Genomic DNA, 19,930 nt, shown 5'->3' with positions numbered 1-19,930 from the left:
CGGACATGAACTCGCTGCTGCACCGGATCCTGGATATCGCCCCGATCTGGGTGTACCTGGTCGTCACGCTGCTGGTGTTCGCCGAGGACGCCATCTTCGTCGGATTCGTGGTTCCCGGTGAGACCGCGGCGGTGCTCGGCGGGGTGGCCGCCAGCCAGGGGCACGTGGTGCTCGGGGTGATGATCGTGCTCGTGGTGGCGGCCGCGATCATCGGTGACAGCGTGGGTTACGAGGTCGGCAAGCACGTGGGACCCCGACTGCTCCAGGCGAAAATGCTGGACCGGCATCGCGGCCGCCTCGACAAGGCCCAGGACTATCTGGCCCGCCGCGGCGGCTGGGCGGTGTTCCTGGGCCGGTTCACCGCCTTCTTCCGCGCCATGATGCCCGCCCTCGCGGGCACCTCCCGCATGCCCTACCGCCGCTTCCTGATCTTCAACGCGGCGGGTGGAATCGTCTGGGGCACAACCTTCGTGGTGCTCGGCTATGTGGCCGGACAGTCCTACGAGCGGGTGGCCAAGGCGGTCGGCCGCGATATGGCCATCGGTGTCGCCGTCATCGTCGTGCTCGCGCTCATTGTGTGGAAGCTGCGGGAACGGCGTCGCGAGAAGGCGTTCGAGGCGGAGTACGAAGCGGCGCACGAGGCGGAGTGACCTCCTCGCCCTCGAGGTTGAGTGTGGGCAGCACCCGGTCGAGGCGGCGCGGCAGCCACCACGCGGCCCGGCCGAGCAGCGCCAGCACCGCGGGCACCAGGGTGAGGCGAACGGCGAAGGCGTCCACCAGGACTCCCACCGCGAGCGCGAAGGCGATCGGCTTGACCAGGGCGTCGTCCGTGGGCACGAACGAGGCGAAGACCACCACCATGATGGTGGCCGCCGCCGTCACCACCCGGGCATTGTGGCGGGTGCCCTCGACGATCGACCGCCTCGCGTCACCCGCGCGCAGCCATTCCTCGCGCATGCCGGAGACCAGGAACACCTCGTAGTCCATGGCCAGGCCGAACAGCACGCCGACCAAGATGATCGGCAGCACGCTCACCACCGGACCCACGCGTGAGACACCGAACAGGTCTGCGGCCCAACCCCATTGGAAGACCGCCACCGTGGTGCCCAGCGCCGCCGCGACCGACAGCAGGAACGTGAGCGTCGCCTTCACCGGCACCGCGATCGACCGGAACACCACGACCAACAGCAGCAGGCTCAGCCCGACCACGATGCCGAGGAACGGCAGTAGTGAAGCCGAAAGCCGTTGCGACACATCGATGGCCACGGCGGTATCGCCGGTGACCGCGATCGAGGCGTTGGGTACCGCGTCGGGCACCTGGCCGCGAATGGCATGCACGAGATCGGCGGTCCGCCCGGACTCCGGGGCGGTCTTCGGAACCACCATGACCAGCGACTGTCCGGCCCGCTGGGTCGGCTGCGGTGGCGCGACATAGGCGACATTCGGGAGTTCACGCACCGTCTGAGCCACGAGAGCGGCTGCCTTCGGATCGTTCTCGGCATCCACGACCAGCACCAGCGGGCCGTTGAAACCGGGACCGAACTTCTCGGCAATGGTGTCGTAGGCCTGCCGCTGCCCGCTCTCGACCGCCGCGGAACCATTGTCGGGCAGGGCCATTCGCAAGGACGCGGTCGGAATCGCCAGCAGGATCAGTGCACCCGCCACCGCCGCGATGGTGACGATCGGCCGCGCGGTGACCATCCGCGCCCAGCGCGCGCCCATGCTGTCCCGGCGCGGGACAGGGCTTTCAGTGTGCCGGGCAGGGCTGTTCGGGTGGGAGACATCGCCGTCCGGGCCCGAGGTGGCGCTGTCGAGGGCGATTGCCTCCGCGCCGGTGGCGGCGATCCGGCGATAGGTTCGGGATCCGGGCCGCGGGGTCAGCCGATGTCCGGCGAATCCGGTCAGCGCGGGCAACAGGGTCAGTGCCACGGCCACCGCCACCAGCACCGCGCCCGAGGCGGCCAGTCCCATGACGGTCAGGAAGGGAATGCCGATCACGCTCAGCGCGGCCAGTGCGATGACCACCGTCGTGCCCGCGAAAACCACCGCGCTGCCCGCGGTTTGGTTGGCGCGTACGACGGATTCCCGCGGCGACAGACCCGCCGCCAGTTGGGAGCGATGCCGCGACAGGATGAACAGCGCGTAGTCGATTCCGACCGCCAGCCCGAGCATGAGCGCCAGCGTCAAGGCCGTCGAGGACACCGGCGTCGCCGCGGCCAGCGCCAGCAGCCCGCCCACCGTGACGGCAATGCCCGAAATCGCCGACAGCAGCGGCATTCCGGCGGCCAGTAGCGAACCGAAGGTGATCAGCAGCACCAGTACGGCCACGCCCAAGCCGATGATTTCGGTGATGCCGGGGTGCATGTCGCCGACTCCGTACGCGGTACCGCCGACCGACACGTCCAATCCGGCGTCGCGGGCCGAGTCCGCGGAGCGCTCCACGGTCGCGCGGGCGTCCTGGCTCACCCGGGAGCGGTCACCGGCGAAGGACACCACCCCGACCGCGGTCCGCTGATCGGCCGAGATCGTGCCCGCCTGCTGCGGCGTGGTCACCGCGACCGCGCCCGGCGCGGTTCCGGCGACGTCCAGGGTGTGCTGGATGGCCGTGCGATAGGGCGCTTCGGTAATGAGATGGCCCGCGGGCGCGGTGAAGACCAGTTGCGCGGTGGCCCCGGCCGCGCCCGGCGCGGTCTCGGACAGCGTGTCGAGGGCGTGCTGGGATTCGGCCCCCGGCACGGTGAAGCGGTCGTCGAGTCGGCCGCCCGCGAGGGCCGCCCCGCCGACCACGGCGATCAGCACCAGGACCCAGATCGAGACGACCAGGCCCCGGCGTCGGAAGGCGAAGTCGCCGATCCGCCCGAGTAGTGCGCTCATGGGTGATTCCTCCCGGACGAGAGCGATGTTGACGGGTGTGAACTTTATGGGTGTTAACTTGCCCGGGAATCTGTACAGGTGTCAACATCAATGTTGTGGATGTCACCGACGAGACAGCCGCCAAACCGGCGCGCGAGGCCCCCTATCACCACGGGGACCTGCGCAATGCGCTCGTGCGGGCCTCCGCGCAGCTCGCCGAGATCGGCGGCCCGGCCGCGGTCACCGTCCGGGCCGCGGCCCGCGCGGTCGGCGTCACCGCCACCGCCGCCTACCGGCACTTCAGCGGGCACGAGGAACTGCTCGCCGCGGTCCACGAACAGGCCGAGGCGGCCCTGTTCGAGGCGCTCGCCAATTCCATGAACGGCGTTGCGGACCAGGGCGATCCGACCACCACCGCGATCGCCCGGCTGGCCACCGCCGGGCGCGCCTACATCGAATACGCCGTCCGCGAGCGCGGCCTGTTCCGAACCGCGTTCTGCGGCAGCGATATCGACGCCCACCTCGACAAGGACGTCTTCGAGGACCCCATCTTCCAGCTCATCGGCGTCGGGCTCGACGCCCTGGTCGCGGTGGGCTACATGGATCCGCGGCAGCGTCCGGGCGCGGAGTTCACCGCCTGGGCGGCCATCCACGGACTGGCCACCCTCCTCGTCGACGGCCCACTGGTCGACGCCGAGGCCACCGACCGCGAGGCCGCCATCCAGCACGCCATCGCCACCGTCCTGCGCGGTTTCGCCACCGGCCCCCGGTCCGAGCCATACCGCTCGACCGACCCGAATATCGCGCTGCCCGCCTGAATATCGCGCTGCCCGCCTGAATTCGGCGACGCCCCACACGAATCGACCCGTGTTCACCGGTATGTCGCGATTCCGTAAGCTGGCGGCGTTTTGATGTCGTCGCTAATCAATTCACGGTGACAAGGTGTCCTGGATGTTGAATCCTCCCGGCTCGGTGCCGCGCACGGGCATTCCCGCGCGCCTGACCGCGCAACTGACCATGGACGAGCAGTACGAGTGGCATCGGTCGTACCTGCGACGACATCGGGTCAGCCGCCGGAACTTCCTGCGCGGCAGCACCGCCGCGGCCATGGCCGCCGGACTCGGCGCGGCCTTCGGCGGACGCGGCGTCGCCTACGCGGAGGACGCGCCGCTGACCGTCGGCGGCCGCCGCGTCGGCTACGGCACCGATGCCGCCAGCCAGCTGCGCTTCTCGGCCCAGCTCTCGCGAAACCCGGGCACCACCAAGGTGTTTCTCGATCACGGCCCGACCCCCGCGCTGGGCGGCACGCTCGAGGCCGAGGTGCGCAACCTGGTCACCCAGCTCCCGCGCACCGACGGGGGAGTGCTGTCGGCCGAACAGTTCTACGTGCACGCGCCCGTCGACGGCCTGCCCGGCCGCATGCCGCACTTCTACCGCTGGCGCACCGCCGACGGCTACCTCAGCGATGTGCTCTCGGCCAATACCGCCATGCCCAGCTCCCGTGCGGCCCTGCTGCCCTTCCGGTTCACCATGATGGGCGATCAGGGCATCGACGACACCCCGGCGCAGCCCACCGGCATGCCCGCCGGGGCCTATCGCAACAAATTCGGCGAGGGCGACGCCCCGAGCTCCCGCAATGCCGAGAACATCCAGCGCCAAATCGTCGCCAGCAACCCGGAATTCCACATTCTCGCCGGTGACATCTGCTACGCCGACACCTCGCACGGCGGCGGCCCGGACTGGTTCGTGCCCAATGGCAAGGCCGACCGCGAGGACATCGACGCCTACAACCCGTTCGTGTGGGACACCTACCTGCAGGCCATCGAATCCAGTGCGGGACATGTCCCCTGGATGTTCGCCACCGGCAACCACGATATGGAAGCCGTCTACGGCAACCACGGTTACGGCGGGCTCACCGCGCGCATGGACTTCCCCGACAACGGGCCCGCGGGCTGCCCCTCGGTGTACTCCTTCACCTACGGCAATGTGGCGGTGCTGTCGCTGGACGCCAACGAGGTGAGCTGGCAGGTGCGTGCCAACCTCGGGTATTCCGGTGGGGCGCAGAACAGTTGGGTGGAATCCACCCTCGCCGCCTACCGGTCGAACCCGGAGATCGACTTCATCGTCTGCTTCTTCCACGAATGCGCCTACGCCACCGGCATCGGCGGGGCCAGCGACGGCGGCGTGCGCGGCGCCTGGGCCGACCTGTTCGACAGGTACAAGGTCGATCTGGTGTTGCAGGGGCACAACCACAATTTCGAGCGCACCGATCCGCTGCGCGGCGGAGTGCCCACCAAGGCCGCACCCGACAACTCGATCGTCTACCCGGACACCGACGGCACCGTCTACTACGTGGTCGGTGGCGGCGGCGCGGCCCACGGCACCTTCGCGGCAGGCGACACCTACCGCGGCAACGAGAAGCCCGACACCTTCGTGCCCGAGAGCACCCTGTGGGGTGCGGACGGCAAGGAGGGCAAGGAGGCCGCCGCGTGGTCTCGGGTGCGGTTCAGCCGGTACTCGTTCATTCGCGTGGACGTGCGGCCGGGCGTGTTCTCCAGCGAGATGGACGTGGTCGCCGTCGACGAATTCGGCCGCGAATTCGACAAGGTCACCTACCGTCGCCTGGTTTCGCGCTAGGCGGATGCGCCGCGTCCCGATGCCGGATGAGCGGCTCGCGCGACGCGGCGCATACTTGACGCCGTGGTTGGGATCGAAACACCGCTGCACATGAGCGGTTTGGTGAGCGCGTGGCGGTGGGACACCTCGACCGTGCTGGTCGTCGCCCTGCTCGGACTGGCATACGGCTACTGCTTCGCCAAGGGACGCCAACGCGGCGAACGGCTTTCGACCGGGCGGGCGGTCACCTTCCTGCTCGGCGGGCTCGGCGTCTGGCTGTACTGCGGGCTCGGCATGATCGGCGTCTACTCCGACACCCTGTTCTGGGTGCGCGCGCTGCAGGTGCTCCTGCTGCTGTACCTGGTGCCGTTCGCGCTCGCGGCGGGCGGGCCGCTCACCGTGCTGCGCGCCGCGCTCGGTCCGGCGGGCCGGAAACGGCTGGACGCCATGCTCTCCGGGAGTGTGGCGCGGCTGCTCACCCATCCGGCCACGGCATCGATGCTGATCCTGCTGCTGCCCTGGGCGCTGTTCCTCTCGCCCTGGTACGAGGCGGTGCTGCGGCACGGGGGAGTCGACGCGCTCACCCGGATCGCGGTGGTGGCCATCGGGTTCCTGTACTTCTACTCGCGCTTGCAGATCGACCCGGTGCCCAAGCACTTCACCCAGGGCCTGTCGCTGCTGATCACCATCGCCGAATCGCTCGCCGACGGCATTCTCGGCATCGTGCTGTGGCTGGGTCCGCTCATCGCCACCGGCTACTACTCCTCGCTCGGGCGCACCTGGGGGCCGGACGCGCGCCTGGACCAGACCATTGGCGCGGGCATCCTGTGGTTGCTCGGTGATCTGCTCGGGCTCGTCTACTCGCTGGTCGTCATGCGCGCGTTCGCGGCGGACGAGAAGCGCAAGGCCTCCGAGATGGACGCCGAACTCGACGCGGCGGAGGAGCGGCGGGCGCGGCGGAAGACGGTGTCGCGCACGGCGGCTCCGGTCGAGGAGGACGACGAGCCGGTCTCGACCGGGCTGTGGTGGGAGAACGATCCACAGCTCAGGGACCGCTTCCGGCGCTGACCCGGGCCGATTGTGGCCTGCCTCACGAATCTGGCAGTTAGTGACTCTTGCTATGAAAGGACGTTTGTAGCTATTTCTTAGCTGATTCTTAATGGACACTTGACTAGGACGCCCGAAAACCACGTCCACTTCGCTCTCGGGAGAACCCAGAGGAAGGTCAACCCCCCGTACGAAAGCAAGTGTCATGCAGCTCAGCAAACTCGCCGCCACCTCGGCGATGGTCATTGCGGCACTCGGCGTCACCGCCGGTACCGTCCACGCGGATCCCGCCCCGGCTCCGGCTCCCGTTCCGGTCCTGCCCTCGCTGCTCGACGGCGTGAACCAGGGCATCGACCAGGTTGCCCCGGGCATCCACTGGAACGCCAAGATCGAGGGCAACGCCGTCGTGGTCGACACCGACAAGGGTTCGCTCACCACCGACAACGGCCAGCTCCAGGTGCACGACGAGCAGGGCGTCGTGGTCGCGGCGGTCCCGCTGTCCTACACCGTCGACGATCTCGACCACCCGATCCAGGCCACCGTCGAGGGCCTGCGCGCCACCCTGGTCCCGAACACCGACCCGGCCGCCGCGCGCCCGACCAACCTGCCGCTGCACGACGTGACCAGCGATCGCCAGAAGAGCTTCGATGACGCCGTCGGCGCGGCCGCCACTCAGTTCGGCCTGGCCACCGCCATCGGCACCCTGATCGGCACCGTCGTCGGTGGTTCGCTGGGCTTCGTGATCGGCGGCCTGGCCGGTTGTGCCACCACCGCCTGCACGTTCGCCATCCCGGCCGCGCTCGCCGGTGCCGCCACCGGCATCACCCTCGGTGCCGCCGCCGGTCTGGTCCTCGTCGGCGTCCCGGCCGCGATCGTGGTCGGCATCGTCTTCTTCAACCGCATCAACAACCCGGCCGAGCAGTAGCCGAAGGTTCGCGACGCAAAAAGGCCCGCTCTCGCTGTGGAAGAGAGCGGGTCTTTTCGTGTACTCGAAACTTGCTCGAGGGCAGCCCTGACTGCCATGGAACATGCTCTTTACGTAAAACATCCTTCAGGAAGCGTTTTCGCTACGGCATAGCAACAATTAGGCAACATTTGCTGGCAATTCTTGTGTCGGGTGCTCGATGAGGACCTCGCTCCCAAGGAGGGAAGCGCCCGTTCAAGAAAGCGACGAGAAACCAATGCGATTCAAGAAGTTCGCCGCCACCTCGGCCCTGGCCATCGCGGCCCTCGGCATCAGCGCGGGCACCGCCTACGCCGATCCCGCCCCGGCCCCCGACGCGTCGGCCATCCACTGGGACGCCAAGATCGAGGGCGCGTCGGTCGTGCTGAAGACCGATTTGGGCTCCCTGGACACCCAGGACGGCCAGTTCGAGGTGCGTGACGACCAGGGCGCGCTGGTGACCGCGTTCCCGCTTTCGTTCCAGATGGACGGACTGGCGCACCCGGTGGCCGCCCAGATCGACGGCAACACCGCCACTTTCACCCCGAACATGGATCCGGCCGCCGCCACCCCGGCCCCGGTGCTGCACAACGTGGCCAGCCAGGCCGATCAGGATGCCGCGTGGTCGGCGGCCTCCTCGCAGTTCGGCATCGCCACCGGTATGGGCACCCTGATCGGCACGCTCATCGGCGGCGTCGGCGGCTGTGCGCTGGGCGCGTTCCTCGGCACCCCGGTGCTGCTGCCGGGCTGGGTCGGCGGCTGCCTCATGGGTGCGGGCATCGGCATCCCGCTGGGCGCCGCGGCCGGTCTGGTGCTGACCGGCGGGGTCGCGGCCGTCGCCATCGGCATCGGGCTGTTCAACCGTCTGAACGCGCCGGACGCCTCGTAATCGACTGACCGAGAACACAATCAGGGCCGGATCGTCGGGGGCGATCCGGCCCTGATTCGTCTGTGTGGGGAACTAGCGCGGGCGGCGCGAGAGGATCGAGTCGCGGATCAGAATCCCGGCGATGCCGACCGCGAACAGGATCAGGAAGATGTAACCGACATTGCCGGTGCCCGACGAGCTGCCCTGCTGGTTCTCGAACAGCATGGCCAGCAGGATCACGACGACGACCCAGCCCGCGGCGCGAGCGGTCCGGCGCGATTCACCGCTCCAGCCCCACGCGGCGGACGGAACCTCGGCGGTGTCGACCTTGGTGACGACATCCTTCGGGTGCGCGGGTTCCAGTTCCGTGGCGGCCACTTTGGCTCCTTTACGGCTCGAATCGATTGCTGGGCAATATCGTGACATACGACCCGGCGTCGTAGCGACCAGGGGGCTGACAACACTCCGATCAGGTCAAGGGACAATGGCCCCGTGTCCGACGTTGTGAGAGTTCTGCTGCTGGGCAGCACCGGTTCGATTGGTACGCAGGCACTGGAGGTGATCGCCGCCAATCCGGACCGCTTCGAAGTGGTGGGTCTGGCGGCGCGCGGGGGAAATACGGAGCTCTTGGCAGCGCAGATCGCCGCCACCGGGACCACGAACGTGGCGGTGGCCGACGAGGCCGCGGCGGCGAAACTCGGTGTGGCGCTGGCGGGTCCGGACGCGGCGACCGAACTGGTCCGCCGCACCGACGCCGATGTGGTGCTGAACGCGCTGGTCGGCTCGCTCGGGCTGGAGCCGACCCTGGCCACCCTGGAGTCGGGTCGTCGGCTTGCCTTGGCCAACAAGGAATCTCTGGTGGCGGGCGGCTCGCTGGTGACGCGGGCGGCCAAGCCCGGCCAGATCGTGCCGGTCGACTCCGAGCACTCCGCGCTGGCGCAGTGCCTGCGCGGCGGGCGCGCCGACGAGGTCGCCAAGCTGGTGCTCACCGCCTCGGGCGGGCCGTTCCGCGGCTGGACCACCGAGATGCTGGAGTCGGTGAATCCGGCCGAGGCCAAGACGCATCCGACCTGGTCCATGGGTCCGATGAACACGCTCAACTCGGCGTCGCTGGTGAACAAGGGCCTCGAGCTGATCGAGACGCACCTGCTGTTCGGCATCGACTACGACGACATCGACGTGACCGTGCACCCGCAGTCGATCGTGCACTCCATGGTCACCTTCACCGACGGCTCCACCCTGGCCCAGGCCAGCCCGCCGGACATGAAGCTGCCCATCGCGCTGGCCCTCGGCTGGCCCGATCGCGTCCCGGGCGCGGCCGCCGCGTGCGACTTCTCCACCGCCTCCACCTGGACCTTCGAACCGGTCGACAACACCGTCTTCCCGGCCGTCGAACTGGCCCGCCAGGCCGGTAAGGCCGGTGGCTGCGTGACCGCGGTCTACAACGCCGCCAACGAGATCGCGGTGCAGGCCTTCCTGGACGGACTCATCCGATTCCCCGACATCGTGCGCACCGTCGCGCGCGTCGTGGAGTCCGCGGACCGCTGGGCCGCCGAACCCGGTAGCTTGGACGAGGTGCTCGCGGCCGACACGTGGGCGCGGGAGACCGCACGCACGATCGTGCGGCGCTGACAGCAGGAGGGTTCGGAAACCGAATGGGCTACGCGATCGGCTTCGTACTGTTCGCCCTCGGCATCACCGCCTCGGTCGCCTTGCACGAATGCGGCCACATGTGGGCCGCGCAGGCCACCGGCATGAAGGTGCGGCGCTACTTCATCGGTTTCGGACCCAAGGTCTTCTCGTGGCGGCGCGGCGAGACCGAATACGGTCTCAAGGCGCTGCCGCTGGGCGGGTTCTGCGATATCGCGGGCATGACCGCGCTCGACGAGCTCGAGCCCGAGGAACTCGACCGGGCCATGTACCGGCAGGCCACCTGGAAGCGGCTGCTGGTCATGTCCGGCGGCATCCTCATGAACTTCCTCATCGGCTTCGTCCTCATCGTGGTGCTCGCGGTGGGCTGGGGGCTGCCCCGGCTCGATACGCCGCCCGCGGTGATCAGCAAGCTGACGTGTGTCTCCGATACGACCCCGGACGGCGGCACCAAGGACTGCACCGGTTCCGGACCGGCCGAGGCGGCGGGCCTGCGACCGGGTGACAAGGTGACCGCGGTCAATGGCGTGAAGATCAAGGACTGGGACGACTTCACCAAGGAGACCCAGAAGCAGACCGGTACCTTCACCTACACCGTCGACCGTGACGGCCAGACCCTCGATCTTCCGATCACTCCGCAGATGGCTGTGACCTACGACAAGGACGGCAAGTCGAAGACCGTCGCCAAGGTCGGTGTGCAGCGCGACCTGTACGGTCCGGTGAAATACGGTGTGCTCGCGGCGATTCCGGCGTCCGGCGCGTTCACCGGCCACTTCGCGGTCCTCACCGTCGAATCCCTGGCCAAGATGCCGAGCAAGGTCGTCAATCTGTGGCACGCCGTCACCGGCGGCGACCGCGATCCCGAGACCCCCGTCAGCGTCTACGGCGCGAGCCGGATCGGCGGCGAAACCGCGGAAAAGGGCCTGTGGTCGGCGTTCATCCTGACTCTGGCCAGCCTCAACTTCTTCCTCGGCGCCTTCAACCTGCTGCCCCTGCTCCCGCTCGACGGCGGACACATCGCGGTGGTCCTTTTCGAGAAGCTGCGCAACCTGTTCCGCAACCGCAAGGGTCTGCCCGACGGCGCTCCGGTCGACTATATGAAGCTCCTCCCCGCGACCTACGTGGTCGTGGTCATCGGTGGCGCGTACATGGTCCTGACGTTGGTCGCCGACATCGTGAATCCGATCAAGTTGTTCCACTAGCGGGTGGCGCGCTCGGCACCGCCATGTCGCGTAGCAGGGTCCGGCAGAGTCGGTCCGCGCGGCGCGTGGTTTCGGGCTGACGGTATTCCGGGGTCAACGAAAGCACCTGGGCGCAGGCGGTTTCCAGGTCGATCAGGTGTCCCACCGAGACGAAGACCGGTTTGACGTCGGTGCGGGTGCGCAGCGCCGCGCCCACCGGGTCGCCATCGATGGTGATGACGCTGGCGGAGCCGCGCTCACGGTCGGGTTCGGTGTAGTCACCCCAGGCGTTCTTGGCCACGCCGATGGTCGGAACGCCGGTCAGCAGGCCGATATGGCAGGCGAAGCCGAAGCGGCGCGGATGGGCCAGGCCCTGCGAGTCGCAGATCAGCAGATCCGGTGTGACGGTGAGGTTTTCGAGCGCGGTGAGGGTGGTCGGGAGTTCCCGGAAGGCCAGCAGGCCCGGGACGTAGGGGAAATCGGTGGTGCCGCGGGCGGTGGCGACCTCGACCGTTTCCAAGGTTGTGGCGTTGAGCACCACGATCGCGGCCGCGACATTGCCGTCCTCGTCGTAGGCCGAGTCGAGGCCCGCTACCGTCCGGAAACGCGGTGGCCGGGGATTCTCCGCGATCACCTGGGAGCGGAGGTGATCCTGCAGTGCCGCAGCCGCTTCCGGGCTGGTCGGCCACGAATCCGGTTTCGCTACCTTCACAATTCAGACCGTAAACCTTCGCGTCACTTGCGACGAATAAGAGTTGTAGGCCCCGGCCGATTCCGAGCCCCACCTCCGACCCGGGTACCCTTGTCGCCGCCGTCACAGGGCGACCGGATATCGAGCCTCGGTAAGCTCGGAACCGGTAAGGGTGAGGACTAAGTCGAAAGTAGGCAGCCGATCGTGAGCAGTGCCATCGCTTTGGGGATGCCGACCGCACCGGCGGCCGTCCTCGCACCGCGGCGCAAGACGCGCCAGCTGATGGTGGGCAATGTCGGAGTGGGGAGCGAGTTCCCCGTCTCGGTCCAGTCGATGACCACCACCAAGACCCATGACGTCAACGCCACCCTGCAGCAGATCGCGGAGCTGACCGCGTCCGGCTGCGACATCGTGCGCGTGGCCTGCCCGCGTCAGGAGGACGCGGACGCCCTGGCCACCATTGCCAAGAAGTCTCAGATCCCGGTGATCGCCGACATTCACTTCCAGCCGCGCTACATCTTCGCCGCCATCGACGCGGGATGTGCCGCGGTGCGCGTGAATCCGGGCAATATCAAGGAATTCGACGGTCGCGTCAAGGAGGTCGCCAAGGCGGCCGGGGACGCGGGCATCCCGATTCGCATCGGCGTCAACGCGGGCTCGCTGGACAAGCGGATGCTCGAGAAGTACGGCAAGGCCACCCCCGAGGCGCTGGTGGAGTCCGCGCTGTGGGAGGCCTCGCTGTTCGAGGAGCACGGCTTCGGCGACATCAAGATCTCGGTCAAGCACAATGACCCGGTCGTCATGGTGGAGGCCTACCGTCAGCTCGCCGCCCGCTGCGACTACCCGCTGCACCTAGGCGTGACCGAGGCCGGTCCGGCCTTCCAGGGCACCATCAAGTCGGCCGTCGCCTTCGGCGCGCTGCTGAGCGAGGGCATCGGCGACACCATCCGCGTCTCCCTCTCGGCCCCGCCCGCCGAGGAGATCAAGGTCGGCACCCAGATCCTGCAGTCGCTCAACCTGCGCCCCCGCAAGCTCGAGATCGTCTCCTGCCCGTCCTGCGGCCGCGCCCAGGTCGACGTCTACACCCTCGCCAACGCCGTCACCGCCGGTCTCGAAGGCATGGAGGTCCCGCTGCGCGTGGCCGTCATGGGCTGCGTCGTGAACGGCCCCGGCGAGGCCCGCGAGGCCGACCTCGGTGTCGCCTCCGGCAATGGCAAGGGCCAGATCTTCGTCAAGGGCGAGGTCATCAAGACCGTCCCCGAACACCTCATCGTCGAAACCCTCATCGAGGAGGCCATGCGCCTCGCCGAGGAAATGGGCGACGAGGCGGGCAGCGGCGCTCCGGTCGTCACCGCGGGCTGACCAACCCACCAATCACGGCCCGGTCCTACAGGACCGGGCCGTTCGCTGTTTACCGGAGCCTTGCCAGCGGGCCTTTCGATTCGGGTGAACGATACGAAGGCGCGGAAACTGGTCGGTTGGGGTTGGGTGGGTTGGGGTTTTCGCTGGTTACCGGGCGGTTGGGGGCAATCGGGCGGCGTGGGGGCGGAAGTTCTGGCAGGCTGTGAGCGTGCGGAGTGTGCTGGAGCCGACTCGCCGGGGCCGGGTGTCCGGGGCCCGTCAGCTCGCGAACCGCGATCTGACGCAGGTTTTGCGCGTACTGGACGACGATCCGGTGGCGACCTGTATGGTCGCCGCGCGGCTGCAGGAGTTCGGGCTGGATCCGCGGGGGACCTACGGGGAACTGTGGAGTCGCGGCGGTCCGGCGGAATCGCTGTGCTTCTCCGGCGCGAATCTGGTTCCGCTGCGCGGCGGTCGCGACGCCCTGAAGGCCTTCGCCGACCGCGCGGTCAAGGGCCCGCGGTTGTGTTCGTCGGTGGTGGGTCGGCGGGAGTTGGCGCTGCCGCTGTGGGAGTTGCTGAGCGAACACTGGGGCCCGCCGCGCGAATTGCGCGAGGATCAGCCGCTGCTCGCGCTGGAGCGGCCCGCGAGTGTGGCCCCGGATTTGCGGGTGCGCCGGGTGCGCCCCGAGGAGCTCGACCGCTACATGATCGCCGCGGTCGCCATGTTCACCGAGGAGATCGGCGTCGATCCGCGCGTGGGCGACGGCGGGCGCAGTTACCGCCGCCGGGTGGCCGGTCTCATCGAATCCGGCCGGGCCTGGGCGCGATTCGAGGACGGCGAGGTCGTTTTCAAGGCCGAGGTGGGTGCGCTGTCGCGACGCACCGGGCAGATTCAGGGCGTGTGGGTGCACCCGGACCGGCGCGCCCAGGGCTACGGCACCTCGGGCACCGCGGCGGTCGCGAATGTCGTGGTCTCCTCCGGTCGCACGGCCAGCCTGTATGTCAACTGCTACAACAGCGTGGCGCGGCGCGCCTACAACAAGGTCGGATTCCGGCAAATCGCCACGTTCGCGACCGTGCTGCTGGACTGAGTAATCAGCTGTGATCTAGGCGTGAAATCCGTTCCGGTGCAGTGTGTCGCGCCGGTTTGCCAATAGTTGGCTCTAGCATCTGACCCGATGTCGACACGGGTCTTCTCCACACTGATCGCCGCCGCGGTCACCCTGCCGGTCGCCGCGCTCGCGGCCGGGTGCTCGTCGGGTCCGCAAGGTCCGGCGCAGTCCGCCGAGGCGTTCGTCTCCGCCTTCGCCGACCACGATGTGCAGGCGGCCGCCGAGCGCACCAGTCAACCCGAAAAGGCCCGTGCCGCACTGGCTTCGGCGTGGGACCGGCTGCAGGCCGAGAAGCTGATCGCCACCACCGGCGACGCCCGCATCACCGGCGACACCGCCATCGTCGACTACACCTACGAATGGCATCTGCCCAAGGACCGCGTCTGGACCTACAAGGGCCAGTTGCAGATGGGCCGCACCGAGGGCCGCTGGGAGGTCCGCTGGTCCGCGGCCGACGTTCACCCGCAACTCGGCAATACCCAGACGCTGCAACTGCGTTCGACCCCCGCCCCGCGCGCCCGCGTGAACGAACGCGGCGGCGGTGACGTGCTGGTGCCGGGCTCGCTGTACCGGGTGCTGTTCAAACCGTCCGCCTCCTCGGACCCGCGCGGCGTCGCGGCCACACTTGCGAATGCGTTGCACCGCTTCGACGAACACCTGGCCCCCGATTCGCTGCTGGCCGCGGCCCGCAAGGCGGATGGCGCGTACACCGTCGCGCTGATCACGGAATGGGAGTTCGGCGAGGTCAATTCGCAGCTGTTGGGCCTGTCCGGGGTCACCTTCAGCAAGGAATTCGATCTGGTACCCACCGATCGCCGCTTCGCCCCGGATCTCATGACCCAGGTGCGCAAGACCGTCATCGACGAGGTCGACGGCAAGGCGGGCTGGAGCGTGGTGACGGTCAATGCGAACGGCGTCGACACCGATGTGCTCAAAGAAGTTGCCCCCGAGACCTCCCCGTCGTTCTCCCTGAGCGTCGACCGTTTCGTCCAGAACGCCGCCCAGAGCGCGGTGGACGCCCGCACCGAGCAGACCATGATGGTGGTGTTGCAGCCCTCCACGGGCGCGATCCTGGCCATTGCCCAGAACGAGGCGGCCGACGCGGACGGCCCCATCGCCGCGACGGGCCTGTATCCGCCCGGCTCGACCTTCAAAACGGTGACCGCCGCGGCGTCCATGACCGCCGGTCACGCCACCCCCGACACCTCGGTTCCGTGCCCGAGCGAGATCGTGGTGGGGGAGCGCACGATTCCCAATTACAACCTCTTCAGCGTCGGCACGGTCTCCATGGCCACCGCCTACGAGCGCTCCTGCAACACCTCCTTCGCCAAGCTGGCCTCGGAGTTGGGCGGTCAGGATTTGCGCACGGCCGCTTCGGCTTTGGGTCTGGGCCCCGACTACACGGTGGTGGGCCTGCCCACGGTGTCGGGTTCGGTGCCCACCGACGACGATCTGGTGCAGCGCGCCGAGGACGGCATCGGCCAGGGCAAGGTGTTGGCGAGCCCGTTCGGCATGGCGTTGGTGGCGGCGACGGTCGCGCACGGTTCGACCCCGGTGCCGTATTTGATCGCGGGTCATCCGACCCAGGTTTCCGGTGATCGGTCCAAGCTGTCCCCGGAGGTGATCGACGGCCTGCGGCTGATGATGCGCAAGGTGGTGCTCGGCGGTACGGCCGAGCGCATCGTCGATCAGGGTGAGGTGTACGGCAAGACCGGTGAGGCCGAGGTGGACGGCGGTTCGCACGCGTGGTTCATCGGCTACCGCGGCGATCTGGCCTGGGCCACGCTGCTGGTGCGCGGCGGAAGTTCGGACAATGCGGTGGCGGTGACGCGGGACATGCTGGTGGCACTACCGCCGGGCTATTGATCCGGGGTCGAATCAGCGGTCGCCGTACAGGGAGTCGTTGCGCAGGCACGCGGCGGCGGGATGCAGTCCGCCGATGGAGTCGCTGATGAAGCGCTGCTGGGCGAGGGTGCGGGCGGGCGGTCCGTCGGCGGACGCGTCGCCGATGATTTCGGTGACACCGGCACCCGCGAGAATCATTCCGGCGGTGGTCAACAGCAGAAAGGCCGAGCGCTTCATATCCCTCTCCCTTGTTTGGGGATGAGTTGAGGAGCCCGAATGGTCGAATTCGGGACTCCGGTGCTCTTAGGGTTGGCTGATCGTTAGCCAATGCCCGAAACGCTAATCGGTCACTTATGTCGGGGCAACCCGCCGGTGATCGACGATCCGGCCGCTCACCGGGGCATGTTGCCGGAATCGGACCAAATCGGTATCGGATGTTTACCGTCGGTTCGCGCGCCGCCGGATCAGTTGGCCCGCTGCATGGTGGCGGCGAGGTGATGGGTGAGCGGCTGCTCGACGGCCGCCATGCGCAGGGAGTATTCGAGGGTGTCACCGGCGACGGTGATGGTGCGCCCGAGCGCGGTCACCGATTTGGCGCTGCTGCTCAAACCGATCGAGGTGGAGTCGAGTTCGAGCCGCAGTTCGCCGTCCTCGTTCACCAGCCGTCCCTCGCAGATCTCGGTGATGCCGGTGGGGTGGGCCAGGATCAGCTCGATGCGATCGGGTCCGGTGGCCCGCAGGTATCCGGTCTCGCTGTGCATGGGTCGGCTGCCGTCGGCGGCCCGGGTGCGCTGCCGGTAGGTGAGGAAGGGGCGTCCGACGTGGCCGAAGTGCACTTCCTCCAGGTACTCGAACGGCTGAATGGTCGGGTATTCCCCTTGTCCGCGTCCGCGCCAGGTCCCGAGCAGCGGGGCGAGGTGGGCGATATCGGGGTGGGGCGCGACGGGGGTTTCGGGTTCGAGCACGGCGGTCAGCTTAATGCGCCCGCCCGATCTCGGCGGCCCGTCGACGCGCCCGCCGCGCGGTATTTACGGAAAGGGGTCTGGATGGTCGGGTCAGCGACGGCTGGCGCGGCGGTACCCGTAGGCGGCGGGGACGGCGAACACGACGATCAGGCCCAGGGACCAGGCGATGGTGAGGGTCAGCGGTGTGGCCACCGGTCCGCCTTCGGCGAGTGCGCGCATGGTGTCGACGGCCACCGACATGGGCTGATGCCGCACGACCGGTTGAATCCACCTGGGATACGCGGCAAGTGGGACGAATCCGGTGCTGAAGAACATGAGCAGCGACGACAGCAGCGCGACGGCCTCGACGAGCGTCGACTTGGCGGTGAACACGGCGATGGCGGTGACCATGGTGGCGAACGCCAGCCCGAACAGGACCGGCACCCACAGGAACGCGAACGCCTGCATCGGCCCCTGCCGGAAGCGGAAGCCCAACGCCATGCCGAACAGAATGATGACGACGGTGCCGCAGAAGATGCGGCAGCCCTCGGCGAGAATGCGGGCGGCCAAACCGGATGCGCGGTGCACGGGCAGCACCCAGAACCGAGACAGGATGCCCGCCTCGCGTTCTCGCCCGAGCATGACGCCGCTGGCCACCGTTCCCGACAGTGCCCCAACGAGAGTCACCATGGGCGTGGACCCGTACAGCGCGCTGTGTCCGGAGAATTTCTGGATCTGCGACCCCACCACGATGTCGAGCATGAGCAGCAGCAGACACGGCACGATCAGCGTTTCCAACAGTGTGATCGGGTCGCGCACCCAGCGCAGCAGCAGGCGCTGGGTCTGAATCCAGGTGTGCCGCAACAGCGCCGGGGCGGAGGCCTCGCCGAAGACGAGGGTGTCGGAGACGTCGGGGCGGTCGAGGGTTGCCATCACGACCTCTTCAGGTTCTGCCGGGCGATGAAGAAGCAGGACACCGCGACAATGGCCGCGATCCACAGCAGCGGCGGCGTCATGAGCGACCAGGTCACCGGCGCGGACTTGCCGAGCGAGTCGCCGCCCAGCGCGCGCATCCCCTCCGCGAATTGCGACACCGGCTGATTGCGCACGAAAAGCTGGACCCAGTGCGGGAATTGGTGGGCCGGTGCCAGTCCGGTGGAGAGCATGCCGAGGATGAGCGGCGGCAGCACCAGCATCTGCGTGGTGGCCTCGGGGCTGCGGGTGAAGGTGCCGATGGCGTCCGCGCCGAGGCAGAAGGCGATGCCGATGAGCAGCCCCAGCGCCAGGAAGCCGAGGGTGTGGGCGGTGCCGCCGTCGAAGCGGAAGCCGATCACGTAGATGCTGGCCACGGCCGAGGCGAGCCCGATGAGCAGCCGAAAGACATTGGAGGACATGCGTGCCGCGGCCGGGACCAGCGGGTGCATGGGCATGGAGTCGAAGCGTCGATCGAGCCCGGAGACGGCGTCGGTGGCGGCCCGGAAGGCCGCGGAGACGGCGGTGAACGCGGCGGCCTGCAGGATGACGATGGGTGCCATGAACTGCGCGTAGCTGCTGAATCCCAGTCCCGCGAAGGTCATGACGCGATTGAGCGGGATGTAGAAGCTGGCGGTGAAGGTGATGGGCGCGAGGATGGCGGTGACGATCTCCCCGGTCTGCACCGACGGCACGATGAGCCGCACGGTGAGCACCCACCACTGCGCGAGCGTGGATTGCGTTGCGCGCGCGTCGGTGAGCCACCCGTTGGAAGCGCCCGCGACCGCGGTCATGCCCGGGTCCGATCCTCGGAGGTGAATCGCCCGTCCGCGGTCCGCAACCGGAACGATGGCGAATCCTCTTCGGGTTCTTCGACTTTGGCGATGTGGCCGGTGAGTTCGAGGAACACGTCGTCGAGAGAGGGGCGGCGCAGCGCGATGTCGACCAGTTCCAGTCCGGCCGCGTCGAGCCGCCGCAACGCCTCGGCGAGCGTCTTGGCACCCTCGGGCGCGGGAATGGTGACCCGGTCCGAATCCACGGTCAGCGCATCCCGATTCGCGTTGGGCAGCAGATCGCCGAGCGCCTTGGCGATGATCGGCAGCTCCTCCATGCGCAAAGGCACGATCTCGCAATAACTCCCACCGGTGCGGGCCTTGAGCTCGTCGGCGGTGCCGTCGGCGATGACCACCCCGTGGTCGATGACGATGATCCGATCGCACAGCGCGTCGGCCTCTTCCAGGTACTGCGTGGTCAGCAGTGTGGTGATGCCGTGCTTGCGGAAGCCGCCGACCAGGTCCCAAACCCCTTGGCGGCTGCGGGGATCCAGTCCGGTGGTGGGTTCGTCGAGGAATACCACCTCGGGCCGCACCACGAGTCCGCAGGCGATGTCGATGCGCCGCCGCATGCCCCCGGAGTAGGTGCCGACCCGGCGTCCGGCGGCCTGGACCAGGTCGAATTCCTCGACCAGTTCGTCGGCGCGGGCGCGGGCGGCGCGTTTGCGCAGGCCCATCAATCGTCCGAACATGACCAGGTTCTCGTATCCGGACAGCGCGTCGTCGAGGGCCGCGAACTGTCCGGTCAGCATGATGGAACGCCGGACCGCGGCGGCCTGCGACACCACGTCGTGCCCGGCGACGGTGGCGCGTCCGGCGTCCGGCGCGATGAGCGTGGACAGGATATTGACCGTGGTGGTCTTGCCCGCCCCATTGGGACCCAGGATCCCGAGCACCTCGCCGGGCGCGGCCCGGAAGGTGATCCCGCGCAAGGCCTGGACCGAGCCGAAGGATTTCTCGACGCCCTCCACGACCACACCGTCGAGGCCGGTGGCGGCGGGTGTGGCGGGGGCGATCGTACTGGTTTCCACG

Annotated in this window: 19 protein-coding genes; 11 read left to right on the top strand and 8 right to left on the bottom strand. The window is 68.4% G+C overall.

The window, feature by feature from the left end:
• Positions 1-5 precede the first annotated feature (5 nt).
• Positions 6-650: a DedA family protein gene (locus VMT40_RS10115; RefSeq protein WP_326357724.1), complete on the top strand. Its 645-nt coding sequence runs from the start codon at positions 6-8 to the stop codon at positions 648-650.
• Here the strand turns inward: VMT40_RS10115 and VMT40_RS10110 are convergent.
• Positions 571-2,874 carry an MMPL family transporter gene (locus tag VMT40_RS10110; protein WP_326357723.1) on the bottom strand — a complete coding sequence of 768 codons (2,304 nt, stop codon included), beginning with the start codon at positions 2,872-2,874 and terminating at the stop codon, positions 571-573. The two genes, VMT40_RS10115 and VMT40_RS10110, sit on opposite strands and share 80 nt — an antisense overlap.
• A 95-nt stretch (positions 2,875-2,969) precedes the next feature.
• Between VMT40_RS10110 and VMT40_RS10105 the strand changes: the two genes are divergently transcribed.
• The 5 genes from VMT40_RS10105 (at position 2,970) to VMT40_RS10085 (ending at position 8,348) form a co-directional block, all read left to right on the top strand.
• Positions 2,970-3,671, top strand: a complete 702-nt coding sequence (locus VMT40_RS10105; RefSeq protein ID WP_326357722.1) for a TetR-like C-terminal domain-containing protein — start codon at positions 2,970-2,972, stop codon at positions 3,669-3,671.
• Between the two features lie 133 nt (positions 3,672-3,804).
• Positions 3,805-5,490: a metallophosphoesterase gene (locus VMT40_RS10100; RefSeq protein ID WP_326357721.1), complete on the top strand. Its 1,686-nt coding sequence runs from the start codon at positions 3,805-3,807 to the stop codon at positions 5,488-5,490.
• A gap of 90 nt (positions 5,491-5,580) precedes the next feature.
• A complete protein-coding gene (locus VMT40_RS10095; protein WP_442789973.1) occupies positions 5,581-6,537 on the top strand; it encodes a cytochrome c oxidase assembly protein in 957 nt (318 codons plus the stop codon).
• Positions 6,538-6,721: 184 nt separating this feature from the next.
• Positions 6,722-7,441: a hypothetical protein gene (locus VMT40_RS10090; RefSeq protein ID WP_326357719.1), complete on the top strand. Its 720-nt coding sequence runs from the start codon at positions 6,722-6,724 to the stop codon at positions 7,439-7,441.
• A gap of 256 nt (positions 7,442-7,697) precedes the next feature.
• Positions 7,698-8,348 carry a hypothetical protein gene (locus VMT40_RS10085; protein ID WP_326357718.1) on the top strand — a complete coding sequence of 217 codons (651 nt, stop codon included), beginning with the start codon at positions 7,698-7,700 and terminating at the stop codon, positions 8,346-8,348.
• 72 nt (positions 8,349-8,420) lie between these two features.
• Here the strand turns inward: VMT40_RS10085 and VMT40_RS10080 are convergent, their stop codons facing one another.
• Positions 8,421-8,705: a DUF2631 domain-containing protein gene (locus VMT40_RS10080; protein WP_326308839.1), complete on the bottom strand. Its 285-nt coding sequence runs from the start codon at positions 8,703-8,705 to the stop codon at positions 8,421-8,423.
• A gap of 114 nt (positions 8,706-8,819) precedes the next feature.
• Here VMT40_RS10080 and dxr point away from each other — a divergent pair, with 114 nt between their 5' ends.
• Both dxr and VMT40_RS10070 read left to right on the top strand, forming a co-directional pair.
• A complete protein-coding gene (gene dxr / locus VMT40_RS10075) occupies positions 8,820-9,959 on the top strand; it encodes a 1-deoxy-D-xylulose-5-phosphate reductoisomerase (protein WP_326357717.1) in 1,140 nt (379 codons plus the stop codon).
• Positions 9,960-9,982: 23 nt separating this feature from the next.
• Positions 9,983-11,179, top strand: coding sequence for a M50 family metallopeptidase (locus tag VMT40_RS10070; RefSeq protein ID WP_326357716.1), 1,197 nt, complete (start codon positions 9,983-9,985; stop codon positions 11,177-11,179).
• Here VMT40_RS10070 and VMT40_RS10065 read toward each other — a convergent pair.
• Complete coding sequence (locus tag VMT40_RS10065; protein WP_326357715.1) at positions 11,163-11,870, bottom strand: endonuclease V; 708 nt, start codon at positions 11,868-11,870, stop codon at positions 11,163-11,165. The genes VMT40_RS10070 and VMT40_RS10065 overlap by 17 nt on opposite strands.
• Before the next feature lie 207 nt (positions 11,871-12,077).
• Between VMT40_RS10065 and ispG the strand changes: the two genes are divergently transcribed.
• The 3 genes from ispG (at position 12,078) to VMT40_RS10050 (ending at position 16,170) form a co-directional block, all read left to right on the top strand.
• The gene (gene ispG / locus VMT40_RS10060) at positions 12,078-13,211 is read left to right on the top strand and encodes a flavodoxin-dependent (E)-4-hydroxy-3-methylbut-2-enyl-diphosphate synthase (RefSeq protein ID WP_442789972.1); all 1,134 of its coding nucleotides are present in this window, start codon (positions 12,078-12,080) and stop codon (positions 13,209-13,211) included.
• Positions 13,212-13,419: 208 nt separating this feature from the next.
• The gene (locus VMT40_RS10055; protein ID WP_326357713.1) at positions 13,420-14,283 is read left to right on the top strand and encodes a GNAT family N-acetyltransferase; all 864 of its coding nucleotides are present in this window, start codon (positions 13,420-13,422) and stop codon (positions 14,281-14,283) included.
• 87 nt (positions 14,284-14,370) lie between these two features.
• Entirely contained in the window at positions 14,371-16,170 is a 1,800-nt protein-coding gene (locus tag VMT40_RS10050) for a penicillin-binding transpeptidase domain-containing protein (protein ID WP_326357712.1), read from the top strand.
• 12 nt (positions 16,171-16,182) lie between these two features.
• Here the strand turns inward: VMT40_RS10050 and VMT40_RS10045 are convergent, their stop codons facing one another.
• The 5 genes from VMT40_RS10045 to VMT40_RS10025 form a co-directional block, all read right to left on the bottom strand.
• Entirely contained in the window at positions 16,183-16,386 is a 204-nt protein-coding gene (locus VMT40_RS10045) for a hypothetical protein (protein WP_326357711.1), read from the bottom strand.
• A gap of 227 nt (positions 16,387-16,613) precedes the next feature.
• Positions 16,614-17,123: a peroxynitrite isomerase gene (locus VMT40_RS10040; protein WP_442789971.1), complete on the bottom strand. Its 510-nt coding sequence runs from the start codon at positions 17,121-17,123 to the stop codon at positions 16,614-16,616.
• Between the two features lie 81 nt (positions 17,124-17,204).
• Complete coding sequence (locus VMT40_RS10035) at positions 17,205-18,026, bottom strand: ABC transporter permease (protein WP_326357708.1); 822 nt, start codon at positions 18,024-18,026, stop codon at positions 17,205-17,207.
• A complete protein-coding gene (locus VMT40_RS10030; protein ID WP_326357707.1) occupies positions 18,026-18,859 on the bottom strand; it encodes an ABC transporter permease in 834 nt (277 codons plus the stop codon). Before VMT40_RS10030 ends, VMT40_RS10035 begins: the two co-directional genes overlap by 1 nt.
• A complete protein-coding gene (locus VMT40_RS10025; protein ID WP_326357706.1) occupies positions 18,856-19,929 on the bottom strand; it encodes an ATP-binding cassette domain-containing protein in 1,074 nt (357 codons plus the stop codon). The genes VMT40_RS10030 and VMT40_RS10025 overlap by 4 nt, the downstream gene beginning before the upstream one ends.
• Position 19,930 lies beyond the last annotated feature (1 nt).

This window comes from Nocardia sp. CDC160 (assembly GCF_035818795.1).
Lineage (GTDB): Bacteria > Actinomycetota > Actinomycetes > Mycobacteriales > Mycobacteriaceae > Nocardia.
Note: the sequence above shows the minus strand (reverse complement) of the source record. Positions and strands in the feature narration are given on the sequence as shown.